This is a genomic window from Chelatococcus sp. GCM10030263 (assembly GCF_042666455.1).
Classification (GTDB): Bacteria; Pseudomonadota; Alphaproteobacteria; order Rhizobiales; family Beijerinckiaceae; genus Chelatococcus.
The window spans coordinates 1-26,542 of sequence record NZ_JBHTDB010000007.1; the positions used below are offsets into that span (position 1 = coordinate 1).

Annotated in this window: 41 protein-coding genes and 1 pseudogene; 37 read left to right on the forward strand and 5 right to left on the reverse strand. The window is 64.5% G+C overall.

The window, feature by feature from the left end; genetic code table 11:
- The 30 genes and pseudogenes from ACFQU1_RS16095 to ACFQU1_RS16240 form a co-directional block, all read left to right on the forward strand.
- Positions 1-112, forward strand: a pseudogene (locus ACFQU1_RS16095) (elongation factor Tu); the annotation flags it as partial.
- A gap of 66 nt (positions 113-178) precedes the next feature.
- Positions 179-487: a 30S ribosomal protein S10 gene (gene rpsJ, locus ACFQU1_RS16100; RefSeq protein ID WP_110375515.1), complete on the forward strand. Its 309-nt coding sequence runs from the start codon at positions 179-181 to the stop codon at positions 485-487.
- Between the two features lie 49 nt (positions 488-536).
- The gene (gene rplC / locus ACFQU1_RS16105; RefSeq protein ID WP_378134410.1) at positions 537-1,271 is read left to right on the forward strand and encodes a 50S ribosomal protein L3; all 735 of its coding nucleotides are present in this window, start codon (positions 537-539) and stop codon (positions 1,269-1,271) included.
- Positions 1,271-1,891 (forward strand): 50S ribosomal protein L4, encoded by a 621-nt coding sequence (gene rplD, locus ACFQU1_RS16110; RefSeq protein WP_378134412.1) that lies wholly within the window; start codon positions 1,271-1,273, stop codon positions 1,889-1,891. The genes rplC and rplD overlap by 1 nt, the downstream gene beginning before the upstream one ends.
- Positions 1,888-2,199: a 50S ribosomal protein L23 gene (locus ACFQU1_RS16115; RefSeq protein WP_378134414.1), complete on the forward strand. Its 312-nt coding sequence runs from the start codon at positions 1,888-1,890 to the stop codon at positions 2,197-2,199. Before rplD ends, ACFQU1_RS16115 begins: the two co-directional genes overlap by 4 nt.
- Positions 2,200-2,221: 22 nt before the next feature.
- Positions 2,222-3,061, forward strand: coding sequence for a 50S ribosomal protein L2 (gene rplB, locus ACFQU1_RS16120; RefSeq protein WP_378134416.1), 840 nt, complete (start codon positions 2,222-2,224; stop codon positions 3,059-3,061).
- Positions 3,062-3,071: 10 nt separating this feature from the next.
- Positions 3,072-3,350, forward strand: coding sequence for a 30S ribosomal protein S19 (gene rpsS / locus ACFQU1_RS16125; RefSeq protein ID WP_378134418.1), 279 nt, complete (start codon positions 3,072-3,074; stop codon positions 3,348-3,350).
- A gap of 3 nt (positions 3,351-3,353) precedes the next feature.
- Positions 3,354-3,746, forward strand: coding sequence for a 50S ribosomal protein L22 (rplV, locus tag ACFQU1_RS16130; protein ID WP_378134420.1), 393 nt, complete (start codon positions 3,354-3,356; stop codon positions 3,744-3,746).
- Between the two features lie 10 nt (positions 3,747-3,756).
- The gene (rpsC, locus tag ACFQU1_RS16135) at positions 3,757-4,467 is read left to right on the forward strand and encodes a 30S ribosomal protein S3 (RefSeq protein WP_378134422.1); all 711 of its coding nucleotides are present in this window, start codon (positions 3,757-3,759) and stop codon (positions 4,465-4,467) included.
- 21 nt (positions 4,468-4,488) lie between these two features.
- Positions 4,489-4,902 carry a 50S ribosomal protein L16 gene (rplP, locus tag ACFQU1_RS16140; protein ID WP_378134425.1) on the forward strand — a complete coding sequence of 138 codons (414 nt, stop codon included), beginning with the start codon at positions 4,489-4,491 and terminating at the stop codon, positions 4,900-4,902.
- Positions 4,903-4,910: 8 nt separating this feature from the next.
- Positions 4,911-5,126 (forward strand): 50S ribosomal protein L29, encoded by a 216-nt coding sequence (gene rpmC / locus ACFQU1_RS16145; protein WP_378134427.1) that lies wholly within the window; start codon positions 4,911-4,913, stop codon positions 5,124-5,126.
- 10 nt (positions 5,127-5,136) lie between these two features.
- Complete coding sequence (rpsQ, locus tag ACFQU1_RS16150) at positions 5,137-5,379, forward strand: 30S ribosomal protein S17 (protein ID WP_378134429.1); 243 nt, start codon at positions 5,137-5,139, stop codon at positions 5,377-5,379.
- A 92-nt stretch (positions 5,380-5,471) separates the two neighbouring features.
- Entirely contained in the window at positions 5,472-5,840 is a 369-nt protein-coding gene (gene rplN, locus ACFQU1_RS16155) for a 50S ribosomal protein L14 (protein WP_378134431.1), read from the forward strand.
- Positions 5,840-6,157: a 50S ribosomal protein L24 gene (rplX, locus tag ACFQU1_RS16160; protein WP_378134433.1), complete on the forward strand. Its 318-nt coding sequence runs from the start codon at positions 5,840-5,842 to the stop codon at positions 6,155-6,157. Before rplN ends, rplX begins: the two co-directional genes overlap by 1 nt.
- Complete coding sequence (gene rplE / locus ACFQU1_RS16165) at positions 6,150-6,725, forward strand: 50S ribosomal protein L5 (RefSeq protein ID WP_378134435.1); 576 nt, start codon at positions 6,150-6,152, stop codon at positions 6,723-6,725. The genes rplX and rplE overlap by 8 nt, the downstream gene beginning before the upstream one ends.
- Positions 6,726-6,758: 33 nt before the next feature.
- Positions 6,759-7,064: a 30S ribosomal protein S14 gene (rpsN, locus tag ACFQU1_RS16170; RefSeq protein ID WP_378134437.1), complete on the forward strand. Its 306-nt coding sequence runs from the start codon at positions 6,759-6,761 to the stop codon at positions 7,062-7,064.
- Between the two features lie 12 nt (positions 7,065-7,076).
- Complete coding sequence (gene rpsH / locus ACFQU1_RS16175) at positions 7,077-7,475, forward strand: 30S ribosomal protein S8 (protein ID WP_378134438.1); 399 nt, start codon at positions 7,077-7,079, stop codon at positions 7,473-7,475.
- Positions 7,476-7,510: 35 nt separating this feature from the next.
- The gene (gene rplF / locus ACFQU1_RS16180; RefSeq protein WP_378134439.1) at positions 7,511-8,044 is read left to right on the forward strand and encodes a 50S ribosomal protein L6; all 534 of its coding nucleotides are present in this window, start codon (positions 7,511-7,513) and stop codon (positions 8,042-8,044) included.
- Positions 8,045-8,054: 10 nt separating this feature from the next.
- Positions 8,055-8,417, forward strand: a complete 363-nt coding sequence (gene rplR, locus ACFQU1_RS16185) for a 50S ribosomal protein L18 (RefSeq protein ID WP_378134440.1) — start codon at positions 8,055-8,057, stop codon at positions 8,415-8,417.
- Positions 8,418-8,544: 127 nt separating this feature from the next.
- The gene (rpsE, locus tag ACFQU1_RS16190; protein ID WP_378134442.1) at positions 8,545-9,111 is read left to right on the forward strand and encodes a 30S ribosomal protein S5; all 567 of its coding nucleotides are present in this window, start codon (positions 8,545-8,547) and stop codon (positions 9,109-9,111) included.
- Positions 9,112-9,125: 14 nt separating this feature from the next.
- Complete coding sequence (rpmD, locus tag ACFQU1_RS16195; protein ID WP_378134444.1) at positions 9,126-9,338, forward strand: 50S ribosomal protein L30; 213 nt, start codon at positions 9,126-9,128, stop codon at positions 9,336-9,338.
- Between the two features lie 12 nt (positions 9,339-9,350).
- Positions 9,351-9,827: a 50S ribosomal protein L15 gene (rplO, locus tag ACFQU1_RS16200; protein WP_378134446.1), complete on the forward strand. Its 477-nt coding sequence runs from the start codon at positions 9,351-9,353 to the stop codon at positions 9,825-9,827.
- Positions 9,828-9,909: 82 nt separating this feature from the next.
- Positions 9,910-11,256 carry a preprotein translocase subunit SecY gene (gene secY / locus ACFQU1_RS16205; protein WP_378134448.1) on the forward strand — a complete coding sequence of 449 codons (1,347 nt, stop codon included), beginning with the start codon at positions 9,910-9,912 and terminating at the stop codon, positions 11,254-11,256.
- Positions 11,253-11,834, forward strand: coding sequence for an adenylate kinase (locus ACFQU1_RS16210; protein ID WP_378134451.1), 582 nt, complete (start codon positions 11,253-11,255; stop codon positions 11,832-11,834). The genes secY and ACFQU1_RS16210 overlap by 4 nt, the downstream gene beginning before the upstream one ends.
- Positions 11,835-12,054: 220 nt before the next feature.
- Complete coding sequence (gene rpsM / locus ACFQU1_RS16215) at positions 12,055-12,423, forward strand: 30S ribosomal protein S13 (RefSeq protein WP_378134453.1); 369 nt, start codon at positions 12,055-12,057, stop codon at positions 12,421-12,423.
- Between the two features lie 118 nt (positions 12,424-12,541).
- Positions 12,542-12,931 (forward strand): 30S ribosomal protein S11, encoded by a 390-nt coding sequence (rpsK, locus tag ACFQU1_RS16220; protein WP_110375492.1) that lies wholly within the window; start codon positions 12,542-12,544, stop codon positions 12,929-12,931.
- Positions 12,932-13,131: 200 nt separating this feature from the next.
- Entirely contained in the window at positions 13,132-14,148 is a 1,017-nt protein-coding gene (locus ACFQU1_RS16225; RefSeq protein ID WP_378134455.1) for a DNA-directed RNA polymerase subunit alpha, read from the forward strand.
- Positions 14,149-14,270: 122 nt separating this feature from the next.
- Positions 14,271-14,699 (forward strand): 50S ribosomal protein L17, encoded by a 429-nt coding sequence (rplQ, locus tag ACFQU1_RS16230; RefSeq protein WP_378134457.1) that lies wholly within the window; start codon positions 14,271-14,273, stop codon positions 14,697-14,699.
- Positions 14,700-14,853: 154 nt separating this feature from the next.
- Positions 14,854-16,272 (forward strand): DegQ family serine endoprotease, encoded by a 1,419-nt coding sequence (locus ACFQU1_RS16235; protein WP_378134459.1) that lies wholly within the window; start codon positions 14,854-14,856, stop codon positions 16,270-16,272.
- A 48-nt stretch (positions 16,273-16,320) separates the two neighbouring features.
- Positions 16,321-17,628: a replication-associated recombination protein A gene (locus tag ACFQU1_RS16240; protein ID WP_378134461.1), complete on the forward strand. Its 1,308-nt coding sequence runs from the start codon at positions 16,321-16,323 to the stop codon at positions 17,626-17,628.
- Positions 17,629-17,642: 14 nt separating this feature from the next.
- Here the strand turns inward: ACFQU1_RS16240 and ACFQU1_RS16245 are convergent, their stop codons facing one another.
- Positions 17,643-18,023 (reverse strand): hypothetical protein, encoded by a 381-nt coding sequence (locus tag ACFQU1_RS16245; RefSeq protein WP_378134463.1) that lies wholly within the window; start codon positions 18,021-18,023, stop codon positions 17,643-17,645.
- A 128-nt stretch (positions 18,024-18,151) separates the two neighbouring features.
- Here ACFQU1_RS16245 and crcB point away from each other — a divergent pair, with 128 nt between their 5' ends.
- The 4 genes from crcB (at position 18,152) to ACFQU1_RS16265 (ending at position 21,095) form a co-directional block, all read left to right on the forward strand.
- On the forward strand, positions 18,152-18,568 hold the full coding sequence (crcB, locus tag ACFQU1_RS16250; protein WP_378134465.1) for a fluoride efflux transporter CrcB: 417 nt from the start codon (positions 18,152-18,154) through the stop codon (positions 18,566-18,568).
- Positions 18,565-19,872, forward strand: coding sequence for an RluA family pseudouridine synthase (locus ACFQU1_RS16255; RefSeq protein ID WP_378134467.1), 1,308 nt, complete (start codon positions 18,565-18,567; stop codon positions 19,870-19,872). The genes crcB and ACFQU1_RS16255 overlap by 4 nt, the downstream gene beginning before the upstream one ends.
- Before the next feature lie 95 nt (positions 19,873-19,967).
- Positions 19,968-20,351, forward strand: coding sequence for a DUF305 domain-containing protein (locus ACFQU1_RS16260; RefSeq protein WP_378134469.1), 384 nt, complete (start codon positions 19,968-19,970; stop codon positions 20,349-20,351).
- 24 nt (positions 20,352-20,375) lie between these two features.
- Complete coding sequence (locus ACFQU1_RS16265; protein ID WP_378134471.1) at positions 20,376-21,095, forward strand: ATP12 family chaperone protein; 720 nt, start codon at positions 20,376-20,378, stop codon at positions 21,093-21,095.
- Here ACFQU1_RS16265 and ACFQU1_RS16270 read toward each other — a convergent pair.
- Together ACFQU1_RS16270 and ACFQU1_RS16275 are read right to left on the reverse strand one after the other, a co-directional pair.
- Positions 21,070-22,119, reverse strand: a complete 1,050-nt coding sequence (locus tag ACFQU1_RS16270; protein WP_378134473.1) for a glycosyltransferase family 8 protein — start codon at positions 22,117-22,119, stop codon at positions 21,070-21,072. The two genes, ACFQU1_RS16265 and ACFQU1_RS16270, sit on opposite strands and share 26 nt — an antisense overlap.
- 18 nt (positions 22,120-22,137) lie before the next feature.
- Positions 22,138-23,337 (reverse strand): dipeptidase, encoded by a 1,200-nt coding sequence (locus ACFQU1_RS16275; protein ID WP_378134475.1) that lies wholly within the window; start codon positions 23,335-23,337, stop codon positions 22,138-22,140.
- Positions 23,338-23,622: 285 nt separating this feature from the next.
- Here ACFQU1_RS16275 and ACFQU1_RS16280 point away from each other — a divergent pair, with 285 nt between their 5' ends.
- From ACFQU1_RS16280 to ACFQU1_RS16290, 3 genes are all read left to right on the forward strand, one after another.
- A complete protein-coding gene (locus ACFQU1_RS16280) occupies positions 23,623-24,081 on the forward strand; it encodes a hypothetical protein (protein ID WP_378134477.1) in 459 nt (152 codons plus the stop codon).
- 101 nt (positions 24,082-24,182) lie between these two features.
- Positions 24,183-24,896 carry a DUF599 domain-containing protein gene (locus ACFQU1_RS16285; RefSeq protein WP_378134479.1) on the forward strand — a complete coding sequence of 238 codons (714 nt, stop codon included), beginning with the start codon at positions 24,183-24,185 and terminating at the stop codon, positions 24,894-24,896.
- A gap of 42 nt (positions 24,897-24,938) precedes the next feature.
- Positions 24,939-25,172: a DUF3253 domain-containing protein gene (locus tag ACFQU1_RS16290; protein WP_378134962.1), complete on the forward strand. Its 234-nt coding sequence runs from the start codon at positions 24,939-24,941 to the stop codon at positions 25,170-25,172.
- Here ACFQU1_RS16290 and ACFQU1_RS16295 read toward each other — a convergent pair.
- Positions 25,132-25,983, reverse strand: a complete 852-nt coding sequence (locus ACFQU1_RS16295) for a YdcF family protein (protein WP_378134481.1) — start codon at positions 25,981-25,983, stop codon at positions 25,132-25,134. The two genes, ACFQU1_RS16290 and ACFQU1_RS16295, sit on opposite strands and share 41 nt — an antisense overlap.
- The gene (locus ACFQU1_RS16300; RefSeq protein ID WP_378134483.1) at positions 25,984-26,532 is read right to left on the reverse strand and encodes a lysozyme inhibitor LprI family protein; all 549 of its coding nucleotides are present in this window, start codon (positions 26,530-26,532) and stop codon (positions 25,984-25,986) included.
- Positions 26,533-26,542: the final 10 nt, after the last annotated feature.

Below are 26,542 nucleotides of genomic sequence, written 5' to 3' on the forward strand. Positions count from 1 at the left end.
CATGGAGGTGACGCTGATCGTGCCGATCGCGATGGAAGAGAAGCTGCGCTTCGCCATCCGCGAGGGCGGGCGCACCGTCGGCGCCGGCGTCGTCGCCTCGATCATCGAATAAAGCTGACATCTATCCCGGGAGCCATGGCGCTCCCGGGCGACCATTTCAGGCCCGAGGGCGTAAGTCATGACCAACCAGAATATCCGTATCCGCCTGCAGGCGTTCGATCACGACGCCCTCGACGCTTCGGCGCGGGAGATCGTGTCGACGGCCAAGCGGACCGGGGCGCAGGTACGGGGGCCTATTCCGTTGCCGACGCGTATCGAGAAATTCACGGTGAACCGCTCGCCGCACATCGACAAGAAGTCGCGCGAGCAGTTCGAGATGCGCACTCACAAGCGCGTTCTCGACATCGTCGAGCCCACCCCGCAGACGGTCGATGCGCTCATGAAGCTCGACCTCGCCTCGGGCGTGGAAGTGGAAATCAAGCTCTGACCTCGCCCTTGGGCAGGTCAGGTAACGGAACGCCTTAGAGGATACGCTCATGCGCTCAGGCGTCATCGCACAGAAGGTCGGGATGACACGTGTCTTCACGGACGCGGGTGAACATGTCCCGGTAACGGTTCTGAAGGTCGACAGCTGCCAGGTCGTCGCCCACCGCACCGTGGATACAAATGGCTACACCGCGCTGCAGGTCGGCACGGGCAAGGCCAAGGTCAAGAACGTCTCGAAGGCCGAGCGTGGTCGCTTTGCCGTCGCCAGTGTCGAGCCGAAGAAGAAGCTCGCGGAGTTCCGCGTCGACCCCGATCACATGATCCCGATCGGGGCCGAGATCACGGTCGATCACTTCGTTCCCGGCCAGTTCGTCGATGTGACGGGCACGTCTACGGGCAAGGGCTTCGCGGGCGGCATGAAGCGCTGGAATTTCGGCGGCCTGCGCGCGAGCCATGGCGTGTCGATCTCGCACCGCTCGATCGGTTCGACCGGCGGCCGTCAGGATCCGGGCAAGACGTTCAAGAACAAGAAGATGCCGGGGCATCTCGGTGTCGAGCGCGTGACCACGCAGAACCTGCGCATCGTCCAGACGGATGTCGAGCGCGGGCTGATCCTGGTCGAGGGCGCCGTGCCGGGCGTATCCGGCGGGTGGATCCTGGTGCGCGACGCGGTGAAGCGGCAGTTGCCGAAGGAAGCTCCGCTTCCGGGCAAGTTCCGCGAGCCGAAGTCTGCGGCCGCTCCGGCTGAGGCTGCCCCAACCGCCGAAGGGCAGGAGAACGGGTGATGAAACTCGACGTGACCACGCTCGACGGTGCGACGGCCGGCGCGATCGATCTCGACGAGACGATCTTCGGCCTGGAGCCGCGGGCCGACCTCATCCACCGCTATGTGCGATGGCAGCTTGCCAAGCGCCAGGCGGGAACGCACAAGTCGCTCGGCCGGTCGGAGATCAACCGCACCGGCAAGAAGCTCTATCGCCAGAAGGGCACGGGTAATGCGCGCCACGGCGCTGCTCGTGCGCCGCAGTTTCGCGGCGGCGGCAAGGCTTTCGGCCCGGTGGTGCGCGACCATGCCCATGACCTGCCGAAGAAGGTGAGGGCGCTTGCGTTGCGCCACGCTCTTTCGGCCAAGGCCAAGGACGGCGCCATCGTCGTGCTCGACAAGGCGAGTGTCGCCGAGCCGAAGACGAAGGCCTTGAAGGTGAGCCTCGGCAAGCTGGGGCTCGCAAATGCCCTGGTGATCGATGGGGCGGAGGTTGAGGCGAATTTCCGGCTCGCCGCGCGCAACATTCCGAATATCGATGTCCTGCCGGTTCAGGGCATCAATGTGTATGACATTCTGCGGCGTGAGACCCTCGTTCTGACCAAGGCCGCCGTCGATGCGCTGGAGGCGCGCTTCAAATGAGCCAGGCTTCCAAGACGCTCGATCCGCGGCATTACGATGTGATCCTCGGGCCGGTCATCACCGAAAAGGCGACGACGCTGTCGGAGCACAACAAGGTGGTGTTCAAGGTGTCGCCCAAGGCGACCAAGCCGCAGATCAAGGCGGCGGTTGAGAAATTGTTCGACGTGAAGGTCGTGAGCGTCAACACACTCGTGACCAAGGGCAAGGTGAAGCGCTTCCGCAACACGCTTGGCCAGCGCTCGGATGTGAAGAAGGCGATTGTCACCCTCGCAGAGGGTCACAGCGTCGATGTGACGACGGGCCTTTAAGGGCTGGTGAAGGACTGAACCTATGGCTTTGAAATCCTTCAAACCGGTGACGCCGAGCCAGCGACAGCTGGTGATCGTCGACCGCTCCGAGCTCTACAAGGGCAAGCCGGTCAAGGCGTTGACCGAAGGCAAGTCGTCGGCGGGCGGCCGTAACAACACGGGCCGCGTGACCGTGCGGTTCCGTGGCGGTGGCCACAAGCGCACCTACCGTCTCGTCGACTTCAAGCGCCGTGAGCGGCTGGAGCAGCCGGGCAAGGTCGAGCGGATCGAATATGATCCGAACCGCACCGCCTTCATCGCGCTGGTGAAGTACGACGACGGCGGGCTGGCCTATATCCTGGCGCCGCAGCGGCTTGCGGTCGGCGACGCCGTGATCGCGGGTAGCCAGGTCGATATCAAGCCGGGCAATGCAATGCCGGTCGGCAATATCCCGGTTGGCACGATCGTGCACAATGTCGAGCTCAAGATCGGCAAGGGTGGCGCGCTGGCGCGCTCGGCTGGCACCTATGCGCAGATCGTCGGGCGCGACCAGGGCTATGTCATCCTGCGGCTCAATTCGGGCGAGCAGCGGCTGGTTCACGGTCAGTGCTTTGCGACGGTCGGTGCGGTGTCGAACCCCGACCACATGAACACATCCGTCGGCAAGGCCGGGCGTTCGCGCTGGCTCGGTCGTCGGCCGCATAACCGCGGTGTGACAATGAACCCGATCGACCATCCGCATGGTGGTGGTGAGGGACGCACCTCCGGCGGTCGTCATCCGGTGACGCCGTGGGGTAAGCCGACCAAGGGCAAGAAGACACGTTCGAACAAGCGGACGGACGACTTCATCGTGACGTCGCGTCACCAGCGGAAGAAGAGATAAGGGGCGGGCGATGGCACGTTCGATCTGGAAGGGTCCGTTTTTCGACGGCTACCTCCTCAAGAAGGCCGAGGCGGCACGTGCTTCGGCGCGCTCCGAAGTGATCAAGATCTGGAGCCGTCGCTCCACGATCCTGCCGCAGTTCGTGGGCCTGACTTTCGGCGTCCATAATGGACAGAAGCACATTCCCGTCTTCGTCAGCGAGGAGATGGTGGGTCACAAGTTCGGTGAATTTGCGCCGACGCGGACCTTCCATGGCCACGCCGCCGACAAGAAGGCGAAGAGGAGGTAGGCGATGGGCAAGCCAGCAAATCCTCGCGCGCTGAAGGATAACGAGGCGAAGGCCGTGGCGCGCAATCTGCGGGTGAGCCCGCAGAAGCTCAATCTCGTGGCGGCGCTCATCCGCGGCAAGAAGGTCTCGACCGCCTTGGCGGATCTGGAGTTCAGCCGCAAGCGCATCTCCATCGACGTCAAGAAGACGCTGGAGAGCGCCATCGCCAATGCCGAGAACAACCACGAGCTCGACGTGGACGATCTCGTCGTTGCCGAAGCCTTTGTCGGCAAGGGATTGGTCATGAAGCGCTTTCATGCCCGTGCCCGTGGACGGGGCGTGCGCATCGAGAAGCCCTTTTCGAACCTGACCATCGTGGTTCGCGAAGTGGCGCAGGAAACCGGCCGCGGGGCCTGAGGAGGATACGATGGGACAGAAGGTCAATCCGATCGGCCTCAGACTCGGCATCAACCGGACCTGGGATTCGCGCTGGTTCGCCGGCAAGATCGAATACGGCAAGCTGCTGCACGAGGACATGGCGATCCGCCGCGCTCTCATGAAGCAGCTGAAGCAGGCCGCGGTTTCGAAAATCGTCATCGAGCGTCCGCACAAGAAGTGCCGGGTGACGATCTATTCGGCGCGTCCGGGTGTGGTGATCGGCAAAAAGGGCGCCGACATCGACAAGCTGCGCAAGACGGTCGGCAAGATGACCGACGCCGATGTTGCGATCAACATCATCGAAGTGCGCAAGCCGGAAGTCGATGCCAAGCTCGTCGCGGAATCGATCGCCCAGCAGCTCGAGCGTCGCGTGGCGTTTCGCCGCGCCATGAAGCGGGCCGTTCAGTCGGCCATGCGGCTCGGCGCGGAAGGCATCCGTATCAACTGCTCGGGACGCCTGGGCGGCGCCGAGATCGCGCGAATGGAGTGGTATCGCGAAGGCCGCGTGCCGCTGCACACCTTGCGCGCGGACGTGGATTACGGTACGGCCACCGCCTTCACGACCTATGGCACGTGCGGGATCAAGGTGTGGATCTTTAAGGGCGAGATCCTCGAACATGATCCGATGGCCCAGGACAAGCGCATGGCTGAGGAAGGCGCCGGCCAGCGCAGCCATGGCCGCAGAGAGGCTGCGGCGTAAAGCCGCTTCAGGAGGCAGACGATGCTGCAGCCCAAGAAGACGAAATTTCGTAAGCAGTTCAAAGGCCGGATCCACGGAACGGCCAAGGGCGGCACGAATCTCGATTTCGGTCAGTTCGGTCTGAAGGCGCTGGAACCCGAGCGGGTGACGGCGCGGCAGATCGAGGCCGCCCGGCGCGCCATCACGCGTCAGATGAAGCGTCAGGGCCGCGTGTGGATCAGGATCTTCCCGGATGTTCCGGTGACGGACAAGCCGACCGAGGTCCGTATGGGTAAGGGCAAGGGTGCTCCCGAATATTGGGCGGCCCGCGTCCATCCCGGGCGGATCATGTTCGAGCTCGACGGCGTCTCGGAAGAGATCGCGCGCGAGGCACTGCGGCTCGGCGCAGCCAAGCTGCCGATCAAGACGCGGTTCATTCAGCGCATTGCCGAGTGAGGCCTATAATGAAGACGAAACAACGTTTGTCCGACCTCGTCGCGATGTCGCCGGATCAGCTGCAGGACGAACTCCTGAAGCTGAAAAAGGAGCAGTTCAACCTGCGCTTCCAGCGCGCCACGGGCCAGCTCGAGAATACGAGCCGGGTCAGGGTGGTGCGCCGCGAGATCGCTCGTGTGCGGACGCTTCAGCAGCGCAAGCTGACTGAAGCACGCCAGGTTTGAGGAGGCCTCCGTGCCGAAACGTGTATTGCAGGGCGTCGTTGTCAGCGACAAGCAGGACAAGACGGTCGTCGTGAAGGTCGAGCGCCGGTTCACCCACCCGCTTCTCAAGAAGACGGTTCGTCGGACCAAGAACTACCATGCCCATGACGAGGGCAATAAGTTCAAGGTCGGCGATTCGGTGTGGATCGAGGAGACTCGTCCGATCTCCAAACTCAAGACGTGGGTCGTGCTCGAGAGCGCGACCGCGTCCTGAGGCGTCATAGAGGCAGGGGGACCACAGATCCCCGTCAGTCGTAGTCCGGCAGGAGCCGGAAACCGACCTGAGACAGAGAAAGGATCGTTGCCATGATCCAGATGCAGACGAATCTCGACGTCGCCGACAATTCCGGCGCCCGGCGGGTAATGTGCATCAAGGTGCTCGGTGGCTCGAAGCGCAAATATGCGGGTGTCGGCGACATCATCGTGGTGTCGGTGAAGGAAGCTATTCCACGCGGCCGCGTGAAGAAGGGCGACGTCATGAAGGCGGTCGTCGTTCGCACCGCCAAGGACATTCGCCGCGCCGATGGTTCGGTGATCCGCTTCGACCGCAATGCGGCCGTGCTGATCAACAACCAGAAGGAGCCGGTCGGCACGCGTATCTTCGGGCCGGTGCCGCGCGAGCTGCGCGCCCGCAATCACATGAAGATCATCTCGCTCGCGCCGGAGGTGTTGTGATGGCCGCGAAGATCAAGAAGGGCGACAAGGTCGTCGTTCTCACCGGCCGCGACAAGGGCAAGTCGGGCGAGGTGGTCCAGGTCCTGCCGAAGGAAGAGCGGGCCTTGGTGCGCGGCGTCAATCTCGTGAAGCGTCACCAGCGCCAGACCGCGAATGCCGAAGGTGGCATCATTTCGAAGGAAGCACCGCTGCATCTGTCGAATATCGCGGTGGCTGATCCGAAGGACGGCAAGCCGACCCGCGTCGGCTTCAAGGTGTTGGATGACGGGCGCAAGGTGCGTGTTGCCAAGCGTTCGGGAGAAATGATCGATGGCTGAGGCGGCTCAAGATCTCGGCGCAGGTTATCTGCCGCGCCTGAGGAAGCATTATGATGAGGTCGTGCGGCCGAAACTCGTCGAGGAGTTCGGCTACAAGAACCCCATGCAGGTTCCGGCCATCGAGAAGGTCGTCCTCAATATGGGCGTGGGCGAGGCCGTCAACGACTCGAAGAAGGCGACTGTCGCGGCTGCGGATCTGGCGTTGATCGCCGGTCAGAGGCCGGTCGTCACCCGGGCTCGCAAGGCGATCGCCACCTTCAAGGTGCGCGAGCAGATGCCGATCGGCGCCAAGGTGACGCTGCGCAAGGATCGCATGTACGAGTTCCTCGACCGGCTCGTCACGATCGCCTTGCCGCGCGTGCGCGACTTCCGCGGGCTGAACCCGAAGTCGTTCGACGGGCGCGGCAATTATGCTCTGGGGATCAAGGAACATATCGTGTTCCCCGAGATCAACTATGATCGGGTCGAGGCTATCTGGGGCATGGACGTCATCGTCTGCACCACGGCCAAGACCGATGAGGAAGCGCGTGCGCTCCTCAAGCACTTCGACTTCCCGTTCCGGCAGTGAGAATTCTCTCAGACGCGGACACCGGAGACATACATGGCTAAGAAAAGTTCAATCGAGAAGAACAAGCGGCGCGAGCGGCTTGCCAAGCAGTATGCGGGCAGGCGCCTGCGGCTGAAGACGATTGCCAATGACGAGTCGAAAAGCGTGGAAGAGCGCTTCGAGGCACGGCTGAAGCTCGCCGCGCTGCCGCGCAACTCCAATCCGACGCGCATCCGCAATCGGTGCGAGGTCACGGGGCGTCCGCGCGCGTTCTACCGCAAGCTCAAGATGTCGCGTATCGCGCTGCGTGAGCTCGGATCGCAGGGGCTCGTCCCCGGTCTCGTCAAGTCGAGCTGGTAAGGAGGATCGGCGATGTCCATCAATGATCCGCTGGGCGATATGCTCACACGTATCCGCAATGCCCAGATGAGGCGGCGCGGCAAGGTGGGAACCCCGGGTTCAAAGCTGCGTGCACGTGTTCTCGATGTGCTGCAGCAAGAGGGTTACATCCGCGGCTATACGACCACGGAATACGGCAACGGACGCACGGAGTTCGAAATCGAGCTCAAATATTTCGACGGCACTCCGGTCATCCGCTCGATCCAGCGCGTATCGAAGCCCGGCCGTCGCGTCTATGCCTCCGTCGACACCATGCCGCGTGTCGCGGATGGACTTGGCATCACCATTCTCTCCACCCCTCGCGGGGTAATGGCCGACCATCAGGCCAGAGAGAGTAACGTGGGCGGCGAAGTGCTCTGCAAGATCTTCTGATCGCGCGGCACGGACGAGAACCACGGGAGACCAGCATGTCTCGTATCGGTAAAAAGCCCGTTCCCGTCCCCGCTGGCGTCACCGCGGCGGTCGAGGGGCAGACGGTGAAGATCAAGGGCGCGAAGGGCGAGTTGTCCTTTGTTGTTCCGGATAACGTTTCGGTTGCCTTGGACAACGGCGAGATCAAGGTCGATCCGCGCGACGAGACCAAACGCGCCCGTGCGCTTTGGGGTATGTCGCGCAGCCAAGTCGAGAATCTCGTAACGGGTGTGTCGAAGGGCTTCGAGAAGAAGCTCGAGATCAGCGGCGTCGGCTACAAGGCCGCGGTTGCCGGCAAGGTGCTCAAGCTGTCGCTCGGCTACAGCCATGACGTCGACTATGAGATCCCGGCGGGGCTGACGATCACGACGCCGCGTCCGACGGAAGTCGTCGTGACCGGCATCGACAAGCAGAAGGTCGGTCAGGCAGCTGCCGAGATCCGCAGGTTTCGCGGTCCCGAGCCCTACAAGGGCAAGGGCGTGAAATACGCTGACGAGTTCATCTTCCGCAAGGAAGGCAAGAAGAAGTAAGGGTCGGACGATGGCGGAGAAACTCGGATCCACGGATCGCCGGAAGGCACGCGTCCGGCGAGCCCTGCGGGAGGCGGCGAACGGCCGTCCACGTCTGTCGGTGCATCGCTCGTCGAAGCAGATCTATGCGCAGATCATCGACGACGCGGAGGGCCGCACACTCGCGGCGGCTTCGACGCTCGAGAAGGCGATGCGCGAGAGCCTGAAGACCGGCGCGAATACGGACGCTGCGGTGGCGATCGGCAAACTGATTGCCGAGCGTGCCATTGCGGCCGGGGTGAAGGATGTGGTCTTCGACCGCGGCGCCTTCATCTATCACGGCCGGGTCAAGGCTTTGGCCGATGCGGCGCGTGAAGGCGGGCTGAACTTCTGAGCGAGGCTTGCCTCGTCGGTCACATTCGGCCTATGCCGGGGGTGACATGACAGGTTGTTACCAAGCGGCGGATTAGGTGGCGATCGAAGCGAGCGGGGCCGCCGCCCTGCGAAAGTGGAGATGAAGGATGGCGAGAGAACGTCAGCAGCAGCGTGATCGCGACGACCGCGACAGCGAATTCGTCGATCGGCTGGTGCATATCAATCGTGTGGCCAAGGTGGTCAAGGGCGGCCGCCGGTTCGGCTTTGCCGCGCTGGTCGTCGTGGGCGACCAGAAGGGGCGTGTCGGCTTCGGGCACGGGAAGGCGCGCGAAGTGCCGGAGGCGATCCGCAAAGCGACGGAAGCCGCCAAGCGCGCGCTCGTGCGTGTTCCCTTGAAGGAAGGCCGCACCCTGCATCATGATGTCGCTGGCCGTTGGGGGGCGGGCAAGGTCATCCTGCGGGCAGCGCCTGCCGGTACCGGCATCATCGCCGGTGGCCCGATGCGTGCTGTCTTCGAGACGCTCGGCATGCACGATGTCGTCGCCAAGTCGCTCGGTTCGTCCAACCCGTACAATCTGGTGCGCGCGACGATCGATGCCCTGAAGCACGAGGACAGCCCGCGCTCGGTTGCTGCCCGCCGTGGCCTCAAGGTCTCCGCCCTTCAGTCCCGCCGCCGCGACGCCGAAAGCGATGCGGCCGGCGCTGAAGCGTAAGGGGAGGTGAACCGATGGCTCAATCCTCGACGAAGGCGACCGTGACGGTCGAACAGATCGGCAGCCCGATCCGCCGTGTGGCGGCGCAGCGCGCTACTCTGATCGGTCTTGGTCTCAACAAACTTCACCGTCGTTCGGTGCTCGAAGACACGCCGGCCGTTCGCGGCATGATCGCCAAGGTCAAGCACCTGGTGCGCGTCGTCGACGACACGCCGACAGCGCGGTGAGGAGGGCGTCCCATGAAACTCACGGATATCAGAGATAATCCCGGGGCGACCAAGGCACGCATGCGCGTTGGCCGCGGCATCGGTTCCGGCAAGGGCAAGACAGCTGGACGCGGCGTGAAGGGGCAGAAGTCCCGCACGGGCGTCAGCATCAAGGGCTTCGAGGGCGGCCAGATGCCGTTGCATCGGCGACTGCCGAAGCGTGGCTTCTGGAACCCCTTCTCGCGCGATCTCAACGAGGTCAATATCGGGCGCGTGCAGGCGGCTGTGGATGCGGGCAAGCTCGACGCTTCGGGTCCCGTTACCGCAGAGGCGCTCATCGCGGCGGGTGTCGTCTCGAAGGCGCGCGACGGTGTGAAGATCCTCGGGCAGGGCGAACTCAAGGCCGGGCTTACTTTCGAGGTGGCCGGCGCGTCGAAATCGGCCGTCGCGGCGATCGAGAAGGCGGGCGGCTCGGTAAAAATTATCGGCGCAGCCCCTGCGGGCGAGTAAGGGAAGCCCCATTTCAGCCTGTGGCGGAGTCGGACCGAAGGGTCTCGGCGCCGCCACTAAGCATTTGCGGGATTGGTGATCGATGGCGTCGGCAGCCGAACAGCTTGCAGCAAATCTCAACTTCGGAGCCCTGGCCAAGGCCGAGGAACTCAAGAAGCGCATCTGGTTCACGCTGGGTGCGCTTCTCGTCTATCGGCTAGGGACCTACATCCCGCTGCCCGGCATCAACCCCGAGGCGGTGGCCGAGATCTTTCGGCAGACGCAAGGCGGCGTTCTCGGGCTGTTCAACATGTTTTCGGGTGGGGCGGTCAGCCGTCTGGCGATCTTCTCGCTCAACATCATGCCGTATATCTCGGCATCGATCATCGTTCAGCTTCTGACCAGCGTGCTGCCTTCGCTCGAAGCCTTGAAGAAGGAGGGCGAGCAGGGCCGCAAGGTCATCAACCAGTACACGCGCTATCTCACGGTCGTGCTCGCGATTTTCCAGGCCTACGGCATTTCGGTCGGCCTCGAAGGGTCGGGCAATGTCGTGGCTGATCCCGGGATGTTCTTTCGGATCTCGACGGTGATCACGCTGACCGGCGGCACCATGTTTCTGATGTGGGTCGGCGAGCAGATCACGTCGCGCGGCATCGGCAATGGTACGTCGCTGATCATCTTCGCCGGTATCGTCGCGGAACTGCCGCGGGCCATCGCCGGCACGCTCGAACTCGGCCGTCAGGGTGCGATTTCGACGGCCGTGATCCTGGGCGTCATCGTCATGGCGATCGCCGTTATTGCGGTCATCGTCTATGTGGAGCGCGCGCAGCGCCGGCTGCTGATCAATTATCCGAAGCGCCAGGTCGGCAACCGCTTGTACGAAGGGCAGAGCTCGTTCCTGCCGCTGAAGCTCAACACGTCCGGTGTCATTCCCCCGATCTTCGCCTCGTCGCTTCTGCTTCTGCCGACGACAATCGCAAGCTTCTCCCAGGCCACTCCGGATGCGGGAGGCACGGGCATCCTGTCGACGATCGCGACCTATCTGGCGCATGGACGACCGCTCTATATGGTCCTTTATGTCGCGCTGATCGTGTTCTTCGCCTTTTTCTACACAGCGATCGTCTTCAACCCGACCGAGACGGCCGACAACCTCAAGAAGCACGGCGGCTTCATTCCCGGCATCCGTCCGGGCGAGCGCACGGCCGAATATATCGACTACGTCCTGACGCGGGTGACGGTGATCGGTGCGGCCTATCTCGCGCTCATCTGCCTGATCCCCGAGATTCTGATCTCCTACGCCTCTCTTCCCTTTTATTTCGGTGGTACCTCGCTGTTGATCGTGGTCAGTGTGACGATGGATACCGTGGCGCAGGTCCACGGACATCTCCTGGCCCATCAGTATGAGGGGCTCATCAAGAAGTCGAAACTGAAAGGGGCGAGGCGCAGATGAGGCTGATACTGCTCGGGCCGCCCGGCGCGGGAAAAGGAACGCAGGCGGCTCGACTGGTGGAGCGTCTCGGCATTCCGCAGCTGTCGACCGGCGACATGCTGCGCGCGGCAGTCGAGGCTCGCACGCCCGTCGGCCTCCAAGCCAAGGAAATCATGGACCGGGGCTCGCTCGTACCCGACGAGGTGGTCGTGGCCATCGTCGCGGCCCGCATCGAGGAACCGGACGCCCGCAAGGGTTTTATTCTCGACGGCTTCCCGCGCACGGTGGGGCAGGCGGAAGCGCTTGACCGCATGCTGGCGGAAAAGTTCATCCAGCTCGATGCCGTCATCGAGTTCAGGGTCGACGAGAACATTCTGGTCGACCGGATCGTCCGACGCGCCAAGGAAACCGAAGAACGCGGCGAACCCGTGCGGCGGGACGACAATCCGGAGGTCTTCCGTACACGGGTCGAGGCTTACCGGCAGCAGACGGCACCGCTCGTGGACTACTACAGCCGCAAGGGGCAGTTGCGGTCGGTGGACGGCATGGCGCCGATCGACGAGGTGACGGAGGCGATCCGCACCGCTATCGGTGCGTGATCGGCTGGTGCGGGCAAGAGGTTGACGAAAGTTGCGCGAACCCCTAAATACGGGACTCTGCCGACGATAGTCCGTGACCGTGCCGGTATCCTGGAACAGGGCACCGGCCGGTGTTGTCGTATGGGCCGTTCGCAAACTAATCTCCGGCTAGGCCGGGGCGGCATGGATCGAATGACACGAAGCCGAGGCTTCGCAGGACAAGGGTTGAGGAGACAGGAACGTGGCCCGTATCGCAGGCGTCAACATTCCGACGAACAAGCGCGTCGTTATCGCGCTTCAGTATATCCATGGCATCGGGTCGCGGAAGGCGCAGGAGATCTGCGAGAAGGTCGCTATCCCGTCCGACCGACGCGTCAATCAGCTGACGGACCAGGAAGTGCTGCAGATTCGTGAGACAATCGACCGCGACTATGCGGTCGAAGGCGATCTTCGCCGCGATGTCTCCATGAATATCAAGCGCCTGATGGACCTCGGCTGCTACCGCGGTTTGCGCCATCGGCGCAGCCTCCCGGTCCGTGGCCAGCGCACGCATACCAACGCCCGCACGCGTAAGGGCAAGGCCAAGCCGATCGCTGGCAAGAAGAGGTAACGGCAGGGGCAGTGGGAGTCGGATTCGCTCCGATTACCGGTGCCTATCAGCTACTGCCCAAGGCAATCCCGAGCGCCTGGCATGACGGGCGCGCTTGAAGGATAGGAAATAAGAGAAGATGGCAAGAGAAGTCGCCCGCGTCCGCCGCCGCGAACGCAAGAATATCGTGTCCGGCGTCGCGCATGTGATCGCCTCGTTCAACAACACCATGATCACCATCACCGACGCCCAGGGCAACACGATTTCGTGGTCTTCGGCCGGTTCGATGGGCTTCAAGGGCTCGCGCAAGTCGACGCCCTATGCGGCGCAGGTGGCGGCCGAGGATGCGGCACGCAAGGCTTCCGAACACGGCATGCGCATGCTCGAGGTCGAGGTGTCCGGTCCCGGATCGGGCCGTGAGTCGGCGCTTCGGGCGCTGCAGTCGGTCGGCTTCACCGTGACGTCGATCCGCGATGTGACGCCGATCCCGCACAACGGCTGCCGTCCGCGCAAGCGTCGGCGCGTCTGACGGCCGTCGGGCCTGTCCCTTCGGGCCTCTTGGGCCTTTGGAGGGACATGCCCGATATCCGTTGAAGTGACGCAGATATGGCGATGCCGGATGGCTCGCCGAATGCGTCGGGCGGCCGAGAGCCGCCGCAATGATAAATTTGATAGAACGGGGCCCGATGGACGGCACCGTTCTCCGCAAGACTGGCATGAGGTGCGGTCGTGATCCAGAAAAACTGGCAAGAATTGATCAAGCCGAACAAGCTTGACGTCACCCCCGGTGACGATCCCAAGCGGATTGCGACGATCGTCGCCGAGCCGCTCGAGCGCGGCTTCGGCCTGACCCTCGGCAATGCCCTGCGTCGTATTCTCCTGTCGTCGCTGCAGGGGGCTGCCGTCTCGGCGGTGCATATCGACGGCGTTCTCCACGAGTTCTCCTCGATCGCCGGTGTGCGCGAGGACGTGACGGACATCGTGCTCAACATCAAGATGGTCGCCATCAAGATGCAGAGCGAAGGCCCGAAGCGGATGACACTGCGTAAGCAGGGCCCCGGCCCGGTCTTCGCCGGCGACATCGCGACCGTCGGCGATGTGCAGATCCTCAATCCCGATCTCGTGCTCTGCACCCTCGACGAGGGCGCGGAAATCCGCATGGAATTCACGGTGGATACCGGCAAGGGCTACGTCCCGGCCGAGCGGAACCGCCCGGAAGATGCGCCGATCGGCCTTATCGCCGTCGATGCGCTCTATAGCCCGGTCAAGAAGGTCTCCTATCGGGTCGAGAACACCCGTGAGGGCCAGATCCTCGATTACGACAAGCTGACGCTGACGGTCGAGACCAATGGTGCGGTGTCGGCCGAGGATGCCGTAGCCTATGCCGCGCGCATTCTGCAGGACCAACTCGCGGTCTTCGTCAATTTCGAGGAGCCGCGCCGGGAAGAGACGTCGATCTCGACGCCGCAGCTGCCGTTCAATCCCGCTCTCCTCAAGAAGGTGGACGAGCTGGAGTTGTCCGTCCGCTCGGCGAACTGCCTGAAGAACGACAACATCGTTTATATCGGCGACCTCATCCAGAAGACGGAAGCCGAGATGCTGCGCACGCCGAATTTCGGCCGCAAGTCGCTCAACGAGATCAAGGAAGTTCTCGCGTCCATGGGCCTCCATCTCGGCATGGAAGTGACCGGCTGGCCGCCGGACAATATCGAAGAGCTCGCCAAGCGCTTCGAGGAGCATTACTGACCCATTGGACCGCCAGCTTCGGCTGCGGTCCATCTGAGAAAGCTGCCGGCGCTTATGCGGCGTCCGGGCACCAGCAGCGGCCGTACCGTGGCACGGCGGCCGTCTAAGCAAGGAGAGAGCCAATGCGTCACGGTTTTGCCCATCGGCGGTTCAACCGCTCGTCCGAGCATCGCAAGGCGATGTTCATGAATATGTCGGCGGCGCTCATCAAGCATGAGCAGATCGTGACGACGCTGCCGAAGGCGAAGGATCTGCGTCCTGTCGTCGAGAAGCTCGTAACGCTCGGCAAGCGCGGCGACCTGCACGCGCGCCGGCAGGCGATCGCCGCGGTGCGTGATGTCACGCTGGTGAAGAAGCTCTTCGACGTGCTCGGCCCACGCTACAAGGATCGTGCCGGTGGCTATACCCGGGTGCTGAAGGCGGGCTTCCGCCACGGCGATGGTGCGGCCATGGCGGTCATCGAATTCGTCGATCGCGACGTCGATGCCAAGGGCCTGGATTCGGGCCCGACGCAGAAGGATGAAGTGGTCGAGAGCGACGCGGCCGCCTGAGCGGCAGGCGGCAGTGCATCGCGAGATCGCAGGGCGGCTTCGGCCGCCCTTTTTCATGGGCTCGCCTCGGCGGAGCAATTGCCGCGGGGAACACGCCGACGATTTGCTTGCTGCTGGCCCTGTCCTATATCTGCGGCAGATAGCGGAGCCCGCAATGCTGAAAGCAATCGTTCTGCCCCGTCTCACCCCGACCTTTGCCGTCCTGATGATGCTTGCGAGCAACTCGGGCCTGCATGCACAGACACGGGAAGTTCCGGCCTCGCGCGCCCAGGTTCAGCTCTCGCTCGCTCCTGTGGTGAAGCGGGTGGCGCCGGCTGTCGTCAATGTCTACGGCACGCGGGTCGAGACACAGCGCCAAAGCCCTTTCTTCGCGGATCCGATGTTCCGGCGCTTCTTCGGCGAGGGCTTCGGGGTTCCGCAGGAACGGGTGCAACGCTCGCTCGGCTCGGGCGTGATCGTCGATCCGGCTGGTCTCGTGGTCACCAACAACCATGTCATCGCGAACATGACGGAGGTGCGCGTCGCGCTCGCCGACAAGCGCGAGTTCGAGGCCGAGATCGTGCTGCGCGATCCGCGCAGCGATCTGGCGGTGCTGCGCATCAAAGGCAACGGCGCCTTTCCTACCGCCGAGTTGGGCGGCGATGACGCCATGGAGGTCGGCGACTTCGTGATCGCCATCGGCAATCCCTTCGGTGTCGGGCAGACGGTCACGCAGGGCATCGTCTCGGCGCTTGCACGCACCCAGGTCGGGATCAGCGATTATCAATCCTTCATCCAGACCGACGCCGCCATCAATCCGGGCAACTCCGGCGGACCGCTGGTCGATACCAGCGGCCGGGTGGTGGGCATCAACACGGCCATCTTTTCGCGCTCGGGCGGCAGCATGGGGATCGGTTTTGCCATTCCTGCGGCTATGGTGCGGGTCGTCCTGGGATCGGCAAAGACCGGCGGCAAGTCCGTCCGGCGGCCCTGGCTCGGCGCCAAGCTGCAGACGGTCTCGTCCGAGATCGCCGAGAGCTTGGGCCTCGAGCGCCCGACCGGCGCGCTGGTGGTCTCGACAGTGGCTGGAAGCCCCGCGCGCACTGCCGGGCTCAAGCCGGGCGATGTCGTCATCGCGATGGATGGGCAGCCGATCGATGATCCCGACAGCTTCGGCTATCGCTTCGCGACGCGGCCGCTCGGCGCCACGGCGCGACTGACCGTGCTCCGCGGTGGTCAGCGGGTTGAGGTGCCGATCGAACTTGCGGTGGCGCCGGAACAGCCGCCCCGCGATCCGGTGAAGATCGCCGCCAATTCGCCGCTCGGCGGCGCCACCGTCGTCAATCTGTCGCCGGCCGTTGCCGAGGAGATGTCGATCCAGGGGGCTGAACAGGGCGTGGCTCTGCAAGAGGTGCCGGACGATTCACCGGCCAGCCGGCTCGGCTTCCAGCCCGGCGACGTCATTCTGGCGGTCAATGGTCGCAAGGTCGAGACGACACGGGATCTCGACCGAGCGATGCGCAATCGCGCCGGCTATTGGCAGATCACGCTCGACCGTAAAGGGCAGGTCGTCACCACCATGTTCGGCGGTTGAGCGCTTGGTGGCTCTTGCCGTCCGGCCGGCGGGGAGCGAAAACATCTCATGCCCGATCTCTTCGCTTCCGCCGGTCTCGACAAATCCGCACCGCGGCCGCTCGCCGACAGGCTCCGGCCGCGGCGGCTGAGCGAGGTTGTCGGCCAGGATCACCTCGTCGGCCCTGAGGGCGCGCTCACGCGGCTGCTGCGTTCGGGTACCATCGGCAGCTTGGTGTTCTGGGGCCCGCCCGGTACCGGCAAGACCACGGTCGCGCGGCTGCTCGCCAACGAGACGGACCTCGTCTTCGAGCCGATGTCGGCGATCTTTTCCGGTGTCGGCGATCTCAAGAAAGCTTTCGACGTGGCGCGCGGGCGGCGCGCCATAGGGCAGGGCACGCTGCTCTTCGTGGACGAGATCCATCGCTTCAACCGCGCCCAGCTCGACGCCTTCCTGCCGGTGATGGAAGACGGCACCATCACGCTGGTCGGCGCGACGACGGAGAACCCATCCTTCGAGCTCAATGCGGCACTGCTCTCGCGCGCGCGCGTCATGACCTTTCGCGCGCTCGATGAGGAAGCGATTCAAAAACTCCTCGCAAGAGCTGAGGCTATCGAAGGAAAACCTCTTCCGCTCGATGACGAGGCCCGGGCCGTCCTCGTCCGCATGGCCGACGGCGACGGCCGGGCGGCGCTGACGCTCGCGGAGGAAGTCTGGCGTGCGGCGGGGGAGGGCGAGGTCTTCGATGCGGCCGCGCTACAGGAGATCGTGCAGCGGCGCGCGCCCATCTACGACAAGGCGCAGGAAGGCCACTACAATCTCATCTCTGCCTTGCATAAGACGGTGCGCGGGTCGGATCCAGATGCCGCACTCTATTACCTCGCGCGCATGCTCGATGCCGGGGAGGATCCGCTCTTCCTCGCCCGCCGGATCGTGCGGATGGCGGTGGAAGATATCGGGCTCGCCGATCCGCAGGCGCTCGTCGTCGCCAATGCCGCGAAGGACGCTTACGACTTCCTGGGATCGCCGGAGGGGGAACTCGCGCTGGCGGAGGCCGTCGTCTATCTGGCGACGGCGCCGAAGTCGAACGCCGTCTACAAGGCCTTCAGCGCGGCCAAGAAGATCGCCAAGGAGGCGGGATCGCTGATGCCGCCGAAGGTCATCCTGAACGCCCCGACACGTTTCATGAAGGGCGAAGGCTACGGCTCAGGCTATGCCTATGATCACGACGAGCCGGATGCGTTCTCCGGCCAGGACTATTGGCCGGAGGCGCTCGGCAGGCAGCGTGTGTACGCCCCCGTCGAGCGTGGCTTCGAGCGCGAGATCCGTAAGCGGCTGGAATGGTGGGAAAAGCTCCGGCAGGAACGGCAGGGCTGATCACGTCTTCCGGGTTACAGGGCGCTGTTGTCGTACAAGCCCTGCACGCGCGGCGCCGGCATGTGGCACTTCTTATGGGCGCCGAGCTGCATCAGCACCTGGTTGCGCCCCCTGAGCGCCTGCAGCTCGATGCGTTCGGGGCCCTTCAGATCCATGAAGAAGAGTGTGGGCAGGAAGATGACGGCGCCGGCTGCGAGTGCCGCGTTCTTCATGTTCTGGCCGTCGCGCTCGCGGACGGTCGCGATGATTCTCGCCTCGTTCGCCTCGAATTCGCGGGCGATGCTCATGCAGTCGAGCGCAGAATCGGTGATCTTGGTCACGGCGACCGGGTGGGCTTCACGCCCGGCGCAGGCGGTGAGAAAAAGCAGGGTGGCAAGAACAGGTCGAATGTCCATGGATAGCTCCATAAAGGGAGCTGATCTCAAGCACGCCCGGCACGGCGCTTCGATGCAGCGCCCGCGCATGGCCTCGTAGGGAGCGTTTCCGTGCCGCACTGGCGGCAGCGGTCGAGACGGGATAAACGATGGCTTTGCCGCTGCGAACCAGTGTCCATTCCATGCAAGCTGCCATTTTCGTCTTCCTGGGTGCAGGCCTTGGGGGATGCCTGCGCCATTTCGTCAATATCGGCGTCGGGCGCCTCTTAGGGACCGATTGGCCCTGGGGCATCTTCGCGATCAATGTAACGGGCTCTTTGATGATGGGCCTCGTGGCGGGTTGGCTGACCTTCAAGTCCGGGGTGAACTGGACGCAAGGCCTGCGCCTCTTCCTGGCAACGGGGGTGCTCGGTGGCTACACCACGTTCTCCACCTTCTCGCTCGATGCGGTGCTGCTCTGGGAGCGGGGAGACGTGGGGGCCGCATTCGGCTATATGGTCGGATCCGTGGTCGCCTCCGTGCTGGCGCTCGCGGCTGGGCTCGCCGTCGTGAGAAGTTTTGCATGAGTGATGAACATCGGCGGACCGGTCGCGGCCGCACAGGGACGGGCAGAACCAGCCGGCCGGCTGGCGGCAAGCGTGCCGGGTCGGAGCAGACCGCTGCGCGGTCGATGACCAAGGGGCCCGCGAGGGCTGCATCGCCGTCCGGGTCTCGCGCATCCGAACGAGGCGATCGCGTGCCGCCGAAAACTGCGGCGCCCCATGCGGCAGCCAAGCGGGCGGCTCCGGTGGGCAAATCGCCGCGCGTTGCATCGGCTGCAGAGCCCAAGCCATCGAAGCGGCAGCAGAAGGATGCAGCGACCGAGACACTGACCAGCGGTGTGCAGACGCTCACCGTTACCCCGGACGAGGCGGACATGCGCCTCGACCGCTTTCTCGTGGCCCGCTTTCCGCAACTCGCCTTCACCCATATCCAGCGCATCGTTCGCAAGGGAGAACTGCGCATCGATGGCAAACGCGCCAAGCCGAATGATCGGCTCGCCGCTGGTCAGGCCATCCGCGTGCCACCCCTGAAACTGGAGGAACGCAAGGCGCCGGTGCGCGCGGCGGGCCGCGATCAGGAGGACAGCGCCTTTCTCAAGTCCATCACGCTCTATGAGGACAAGGACGTGATGGTGCTGAACAAGCCGATGGGGCTTGCGGTACAGGGCGGCTCCGGTACGACGCGCCATGTGGACGGTCTGCTCGAAGCGCTGCGCGATGCGGATGGCCAGAAGCCGCGGCTCGTTCATCGCCTCGATAAGGATACGGCCGGCTGCCTCGTCGTCGCGAAGACGCGCATTGCTGCGGCAACGCTGGCCAAGACCTTCCGTTCGCGGGCGGCGCGCAAGATCTATTGGGCGCTCGTCGCCGGCGTGCCACGCGTCAAGCAAGGGCGGATCTCGACCTATCTCGCCAAGGAAGAGGTGATGGACGGGGACGCCCGCATGCGCGTTGCGCGCCACGGTGAAGAGGGGGCGAGCCACGCGGTGACCTATTACGCCGTGGTCGACACGATGGCCCAGAAGCTCGCCTGGCTGTCGCTGAAGCCGGTCACCGGCCGGACTCACCAGTTGCGCGCGCATGCCGCCCATATGGGGCATCCCATCGTCGGCGATCCCAAATATTTCGAGATCGAGAATTGGGAACTGCCGGGCGGCATCCAGAAGAAGCTGCATCTGCTCGCCCGCCGCATCGTGATCCCCCATCCCCGCACGGGTAAGCCGATCGACGTGACCGCGCCGTTGCCGCCGCATATGCAGCAGACCTGGAACCTGCTCGGTTTCGATACCAGCCTTTATGATCCGATCGTCGAAGCGCCGGAGGAGTGAGGCTGGAACGACCGTCAGCTCGGCGGGTTCTTGACCTTGCCACGAGGGAAGCCTCAAGCGTTTCGACCATTGGACGGTTGAAGGAGCATCCTGATATGAAATACGTGGTGCTTGCGGTTCTGGCTTCCCTCGTGGCAATCGCCCCCTTCGGCGAACAAGCCCTCTCGCAACAGCAGACGCCTCACTCCAACCACAGCATGCCGATGGGGTCGGCGCAGACCTCCTCGGCATCGACCGAAGGCTACAAGGCGGCGAACGAGGCGATGCATCGCGCCATGAACATCCCCTTCACGGGGGATGCCGACGTGGATTTCGTGCGGCAGATGATGCCGCATCATCGGGCGGCCGTGGACATGGCCAAGGTCGTGCTTGCCCATGGCAAGGACCCGGAGATCAAGAAGCTGGCGCAGGAGATCATTGCGGCTCAGGAGAAGGAGATCGCCTTCATGCAGTCCTGGCTCGCCAAACACGGCAAGTAGTGCCGCAGACCGGCTCGAGGTGAGATGAACACCGAACTTCCGAAGCGCTTCTATAAGACGGTGACGGTTGAGGCTCATCCCGAGGGCTTTGCGATCATGCTCGACGGGCGCAGCGCGCGCACGCCGGGGCGCAAGCCTCTCGTGGTGCCGACCCGGGCTTTGGCGGAGGCCGTCGCCGGCGAGTGGAGCGCTCAGGAGGGGGCGATCGATCCCGCGCGGATGCCGCTGACCCGGCTCGCCAACACAGCGCTCGACGGCGTGGGCGAGGCGGTCGCGGCCGTGTCGGGCGAGGTCGCCAAATATGCCGCTTCCGACCTCCTCTGTTATCGCGCGGGTCATCCGGACAAGCTCGTCGCCCGCCAGAACACGCTCTGGGATCCGGTGCTCGGCTGGGCGCAGGAGGCGCTCGGCGCCCGCTTTATCCTGGCCGAGGGAGTGATCTTCGTCGAGCAGCCGGAGCCCGCGGTGGAGGCGATCCGGCAGAGGATCGCCGGCTATTCCTCGCCCTTTGCCTTGGCTGCGCTTCACATCATGACGACGTTGACGGGCTCCGTCCTGCTCGCGCTGGCGGTCGCGGACGGACGCCTCACCCCCGAAGACGCCTGGACCGCGGCCCATGTGGACGAGGACGTGCAGATCGAGTTCTGGGGCGAGGATGCCGAGGCGACCGCGCGTCGTCAGGCGCGCTGGCGGGATTTCGCGGCGGCCGCAACTGCCATCAGGCTCGCGCAGGACGCAAGCTGAGCTGCGCTTTTCCAGCCGGCTCGGCGGCTGAAGGAAGCCGGAGGCGTCCGCCGGGGCAATCGATAAATGTCTGGCTCGCGAGAAAGGCCAGGAGCCGCTTGCGGAAGCGCGCGAATTCCGGCGTCAGCGGCAGCGCGAGGCCGCCTGTCGCTTCCAGGGCGGGCTTGGCCTCGGTTGCCCAAGGCGTGGCGGCCAAGAACGCGCGGTAGATCTCCGCGAAACGCCGCTCGCCCTGCCACGCGTCGAAATGCCAGGGCTTTGGGTGATTGACGAAGTGCAGCACGACCGGTGCGAGGGCCGTCTCGACATCGAGCCGCAGAAAGTCGCCCATGAAATTGTAGCGCGGCGACAGCGCCAGCCAGTCATCGCGCAGAACGGCATTGAGCGCGCTCTGGTCGTGGAACAGGCAGCGGTCCGCATTCTCTCTCAGATAGGCGAGCGCCTTTCCGGTCACATCCCGGCGCTGCCAATTCGCCCGATCGATGAGAAGAACGCCGGAGTTGAAATAGGGCGTATCGACGGGAAGCCCCAGGCCGGCTCGATAGGCGCGAAATTCTGCCGTCAGCGGGCCGTTCTCGAAATCCTTCAGGAAGATCATGTCGATCGCCGCCGCAAGGGGCTTGTCGCCGAGCGGCACCTGCAGAACGTCGGCCATGCCGGGGCGAACGACGGCCACATCGGAGTCGAGATAGAGAATGCGTTCGTAGCGCTCCGGCAGGACAGCCGGCAGGAAGAGCCGGCGATAGGCGGCGGGAGTGATATGGCGGCCGAGGGGAAGACCACAAGTCGCTCCCGCCTCGGCCCATGGCAAGAGGGTGATCTGCGCCCGCAGGCCCGCCGGTAGATCACCATAGCCCGCGGCCACGTCTTTGCCCTCGCAGAGGATCAGGATGTCGAACTGCCCCTCCGGCTCCTGGGCGAGCAGCGCTTGCGCGACGAAAACCGCGACGCGGAAATAGCGCGCATCCGGCGTGAGGCAGACGGCTGCCCGGTTCGCCCCGGGCGACATGGCGACGTCGATCATAGCCGGACCAGCCTTGCGTCAGCCGTCGTGGTCGCTGGTCGTGCCGATCGCCGGCTTCTCGGTCTCGCGCAAGCGTTTGCTCTCCCGCTCGACGGCCCGGAAAACCCGCAGGAAATTGCCGCCGGCAAGCCCGGCGACCGCCTCGTCAGACCAGCCGCGGCGGATCATCTCGGCGAGCAGATGCGGGAAGCGGCTCACGTCTTCGAGGCCGTCGGGCACAGGGCCGCCGAAGAAGTCGGAACCGATGCCGACATGGGCCGGACCGACCTTGTCGGCGATATAGACGATGTGATCGGCGAGTTGCTCCAGGGTGGCACGCGGCTGGGGGCCGATGTCGCGGGCGCGCGATCGCACAGCCGCCATATCGACGCCCGGCAGCGTCTTGCCGAATTCGTCCTTGAAGGGCCGCGTCCAGTCCCGCGCTGCCTGGCTGATGAAATCCGGCACGAAGGTCGCCATGACGAGCCCGCCGTTGGCCTTGACGCGTGTGAGAACGTCATCCGGCACATTGCGCGGATGGTCGCAGAGCGCACGCGCGTTGGAATGGGAGAAGACGATCGGCGCGGTCGAGACGTCGAGCACCTGGTGCATGACATCGGCCGAGACATGGGCGCAGTCGACGACGATGCCGAGGCGGTTGAGCTCGCGAACCACAGCGCGCCCAAAGGCGGTGAGGCCGCCGTGGCGCGGCGCGTCGGTCGCCGAATCGACCCAGTCCAGCGTCTCGTTGTGGCAGAGGGTCATCAGGCGCACGCCTGCCGCATACCAGATGCGCAGGGGCGCCAAGCTGTTCTCCAGGCCGACCCCGCTCTCCACCGTCATGAAGGAGGCGATCTTGCCCAGGCGCTTCGCCTTGACGATGTCGCTTGCCCGCGTCGCCGGCAGGAAGACGTCCGGGTGAAGCTCGTTCATGCGGCGGATGAGATCGATCTGCTCCAGTGCCGCGCGAGCCGGATGCGGCACGGAGGTCGGCAGGAAGGCGGCCCAGAACTGGGCGCTTACCCGGCCGGCGATGAGCCTGGGGATGTCCGTGTCGGTGCCCTGGTGATGGCGCGTGAGATCATAGGCGGCGACGTCGCCGCGCGCTGTGCGGTCGATGCGAATGAGCCAGGGAAGGTCGTTGTGACCGTCGACGAGGGGAATGGTCTCGAGCAGCCGCTCGGCCCGTTGCAGGGCAGCATCCTTGCCGGTCCGCGAGCCCTGGAGCGCATGGGCCATGGTTCTTCTCCTGTTGGATGACTGCCGCAATTCCCACCGCGCCGATCGGGATCGGCCCGCACCAGAATAGCGCAAGCGTTGCGGACAGCCGATACGAAAAGCGTCGGTTTCGTGCGGTGGCGCGAGGAATGACAAGGAATGATCAACCACGCGTGATCAGCATCGCTTAACCTGAAAATCCGGTCACACTTTCCCATTAACGTCTTGGCTAGGAGGCTTGCACGAAGGTTGACGCATCAAAGGCAATCAAGCGGCAAAAAATCAAAGCTGCGGAGGCGTCGACCGATGATCAACAAAAAGCTTCGCGAGTTCGTCGACAGGGCACTCGACCACAACAGCATCTCCGACGAGGACGTGCAGCGCCTGGAGCGCGACATCCTCACGGACGGCATTGCCACCCGCGCAGAGGCTGATGCGCTTATCGCGGTGGATCGGATCGTGGCACCGAAGTCCCGGGCATGGAGCGACGTCATGACGGCGCTCATCGTCGATTACGTGGTCTGGGGCGAACGGCCGAGCGGCATCGTGCGCGGCGAGGATGCGCATTGGCTGGTGGTGTCGCTCGGAGCCGGCGGCGGGCCGACCCAGACGGCGCTGCGCCTCGCCCATGAGATCGTGCGCGAGGCGGCCCAGGTCGACGAGACCTTGCTGACCTTCATCCTGCGCAGCCAGCGCGGCATGCCCGAAACCGTCGAGGATCTCGCCCAGTACCGCAGGCCCATGCGCAAAGTCGTGGCCGCCTGACGCAGCCGGAATTCGGCGGGCGCTCACCGGAGGATTGTGGCAGTCTTCGTTCGACGGGTGTATGGCCCATCCGGGCAGGGAACAGCCGGGGAGATCGACCATTGACCGTGGCCGATTATGTGGGGCTCGCCTTCTTCATCACGGCATGGCTCGGCTACCGCTTCGCGGTGGAGGAATCGCGCTTCGCGGGGCGGGGACTCAACAGCCGGATGCATCGGGCAAGGCATGCCTGGATGCATCAGATGCTCAACCGCGATCTGCGCATGATCGATACGGCGATCATGGGCACGTTGCAGAACGGCGCGGCCTTTTTTGCTTCGAGCTCGATCATTGCGCTCGGCGGCGCGCTGGCGCTGCTGCGGTCCGGCGAGGAAGCTCTGACCCTCTTGAGCGACCTGCCGCTCGGAGTGCCTGTCTCGCGTGTCGCCTGGGAGGCCAAGGTCGTCGGGCTCGTCGTCATCTTCGGCTATACTTTCTTCAAATTCGCCTGGTCCTACAGGCTGTTCAACTATTCGGCGATCCTGATCGGCGCGACGCCGATGGCGATCGACAAGGACGAACCGCAGGCCCAGGCCGCTGCGCGCCGGGCAGCGCTCATGAGTATCGCGGCCGCCCGCCATTTCAATCGCGGCCAGCGGGCCATTTTCTTCGCGCTGGCCTATCTCGGTTGGTTCATCAATCCCTATGCGCTCATCATCACGACCGGCGGCGTGCTCGTCGTGATGTGGCGGCGGCAATTCTCGTCCGAGGCGCTCGCCGCGCTCGGCTCCGAAGATGACGATCCGCCCGCGCGCCCAGTAAGCGAGGGAAATTGAGTGTCGGCCGATCAGACTTCCGATGAAGATCTGGCGCGCGTCATGTTGGCGCTGCTCGCTGAACGCGGCGCTGGAAAAACCATCGATCCGGCGGAGGTGGCCCGCGCCGTCGCAGGATCATCGCCGGACGCCTGGGGGCGCATGATGCAGCCGGTGCGGCGGGCGGCGGTGAAGCTCGCCCAGGAGGGGCGGCTCGTCATCTATCGCAAGGGCCGGCCAGTCGATCCTGCGGATTTCAAGGGCGTCTACCGGCTGGGCCCTCCGCCGCCGGACTGACCGGTGTCGCCTCGTCCGGATCGGATGGGGAGGGCAGGAGCGCGTCGGTATAGCCGCTCAGCCGGTAGGCGAGGAGCCCGAGCCATTCCCGAACCGTGACATCGGTGATGCGCAACCCCTCGGAGACCATGCGGAAGGGACGCAGGTCGTCGGAGCTGTCATCCGAGCGGAAATCGACGGGATAGGCGACCACTGGCCAGCCGGCGGCGCGGAACGTGCCGACCGCACGCGGCATGTGGAAGGCCGAGGTCACCAGGAGCCAGCGCTCGCCGGGCTGCGGCTTCACCAGGCGGGCGGTGAAGAGAGCGTTCTCGTGCGTGTTGCGCGACTGGCCTTCATAGACGACGCGGCTGCCGGAGAGCGAAGCGTCGCGGAAGAGCGCCTGCGCCATCTCCGCTTCCGAAACGGGCGCGCGCAGCAGGATCGCGTCGCTGCCGCCGGTAAAGACGACGCGGGCCTCCGGATAGCGCCGGGCGAGGGCGAGCGCCGTCGTCATGCGGACGCCCGAGTCGGTCAGGCGCATCTGCCCGCGTCGGTAATCCAGCGCTCCGCCGAGCACGATGATGCCGTCAACCACTTGGGTCGGATCCATCGCGCCGGGGGGAAAACGGTTTTCCAGACTGCGGATCATCAGGCGGGGCAGGGGACTTGAGCCGAACAGAACGAAACCCGCCGCCGCCATCGCGACGAGCACGCGGCCGATACGAAAGAAGCGGGTGAAGAGAAGGACGGCGCCGAGAGCGGCTGCAAGCGTCAGGAGGGTGGAAGGAGCGGCGAGGAACCAGATCAGCTTCGCGGCATAGAAGAACATTCAGCTGCGCTGTTTCTTCTGCCGCCGCAGGTAGCGATCCACCTCGATGGCGCGCATGGCGACCTCGCGCAGCTCACAGCCATTCTTCCTGCGTTCGGCGCGGCTGCCGCCTTCTTCGCCCAGGAAGGAGCACTTCAGCGCATAATAGTTCTGCCAAGCCTGCTGGAGGGTAACGAAGCGATGGAACGCGCTGGCCGGCAGCGAGCGCCGCAGTTCGGAAACCGCGGTATCGAGCCTGGACCGCCAGATGGCCTCCTCGCGCTCGGTACAGGTCAGGGCAGGATCATCGCCTCGGCTGCTCGCCAGGCGCGCGCACACGACGGCGATCGAGCCGATGCAGGCGTAGGGCGAATCGGCGCTTTCTGCCAAGCAGTTGGCGATTGCCTCCTGGTCGGTGGGGCCGGCCACGAGCTTTGCCTCGACGGGTGCCGTCGTCGGTGCCGCAGTCTCGGCCGCCAGAGCAATCGACGGCACCAGGGCGAAGATGGCGAAAAGCGCTGACAATCGTCTCATGCGGACTGCTATGCCACTCAGGCGCGGCAAGATCATGGCACAGCTC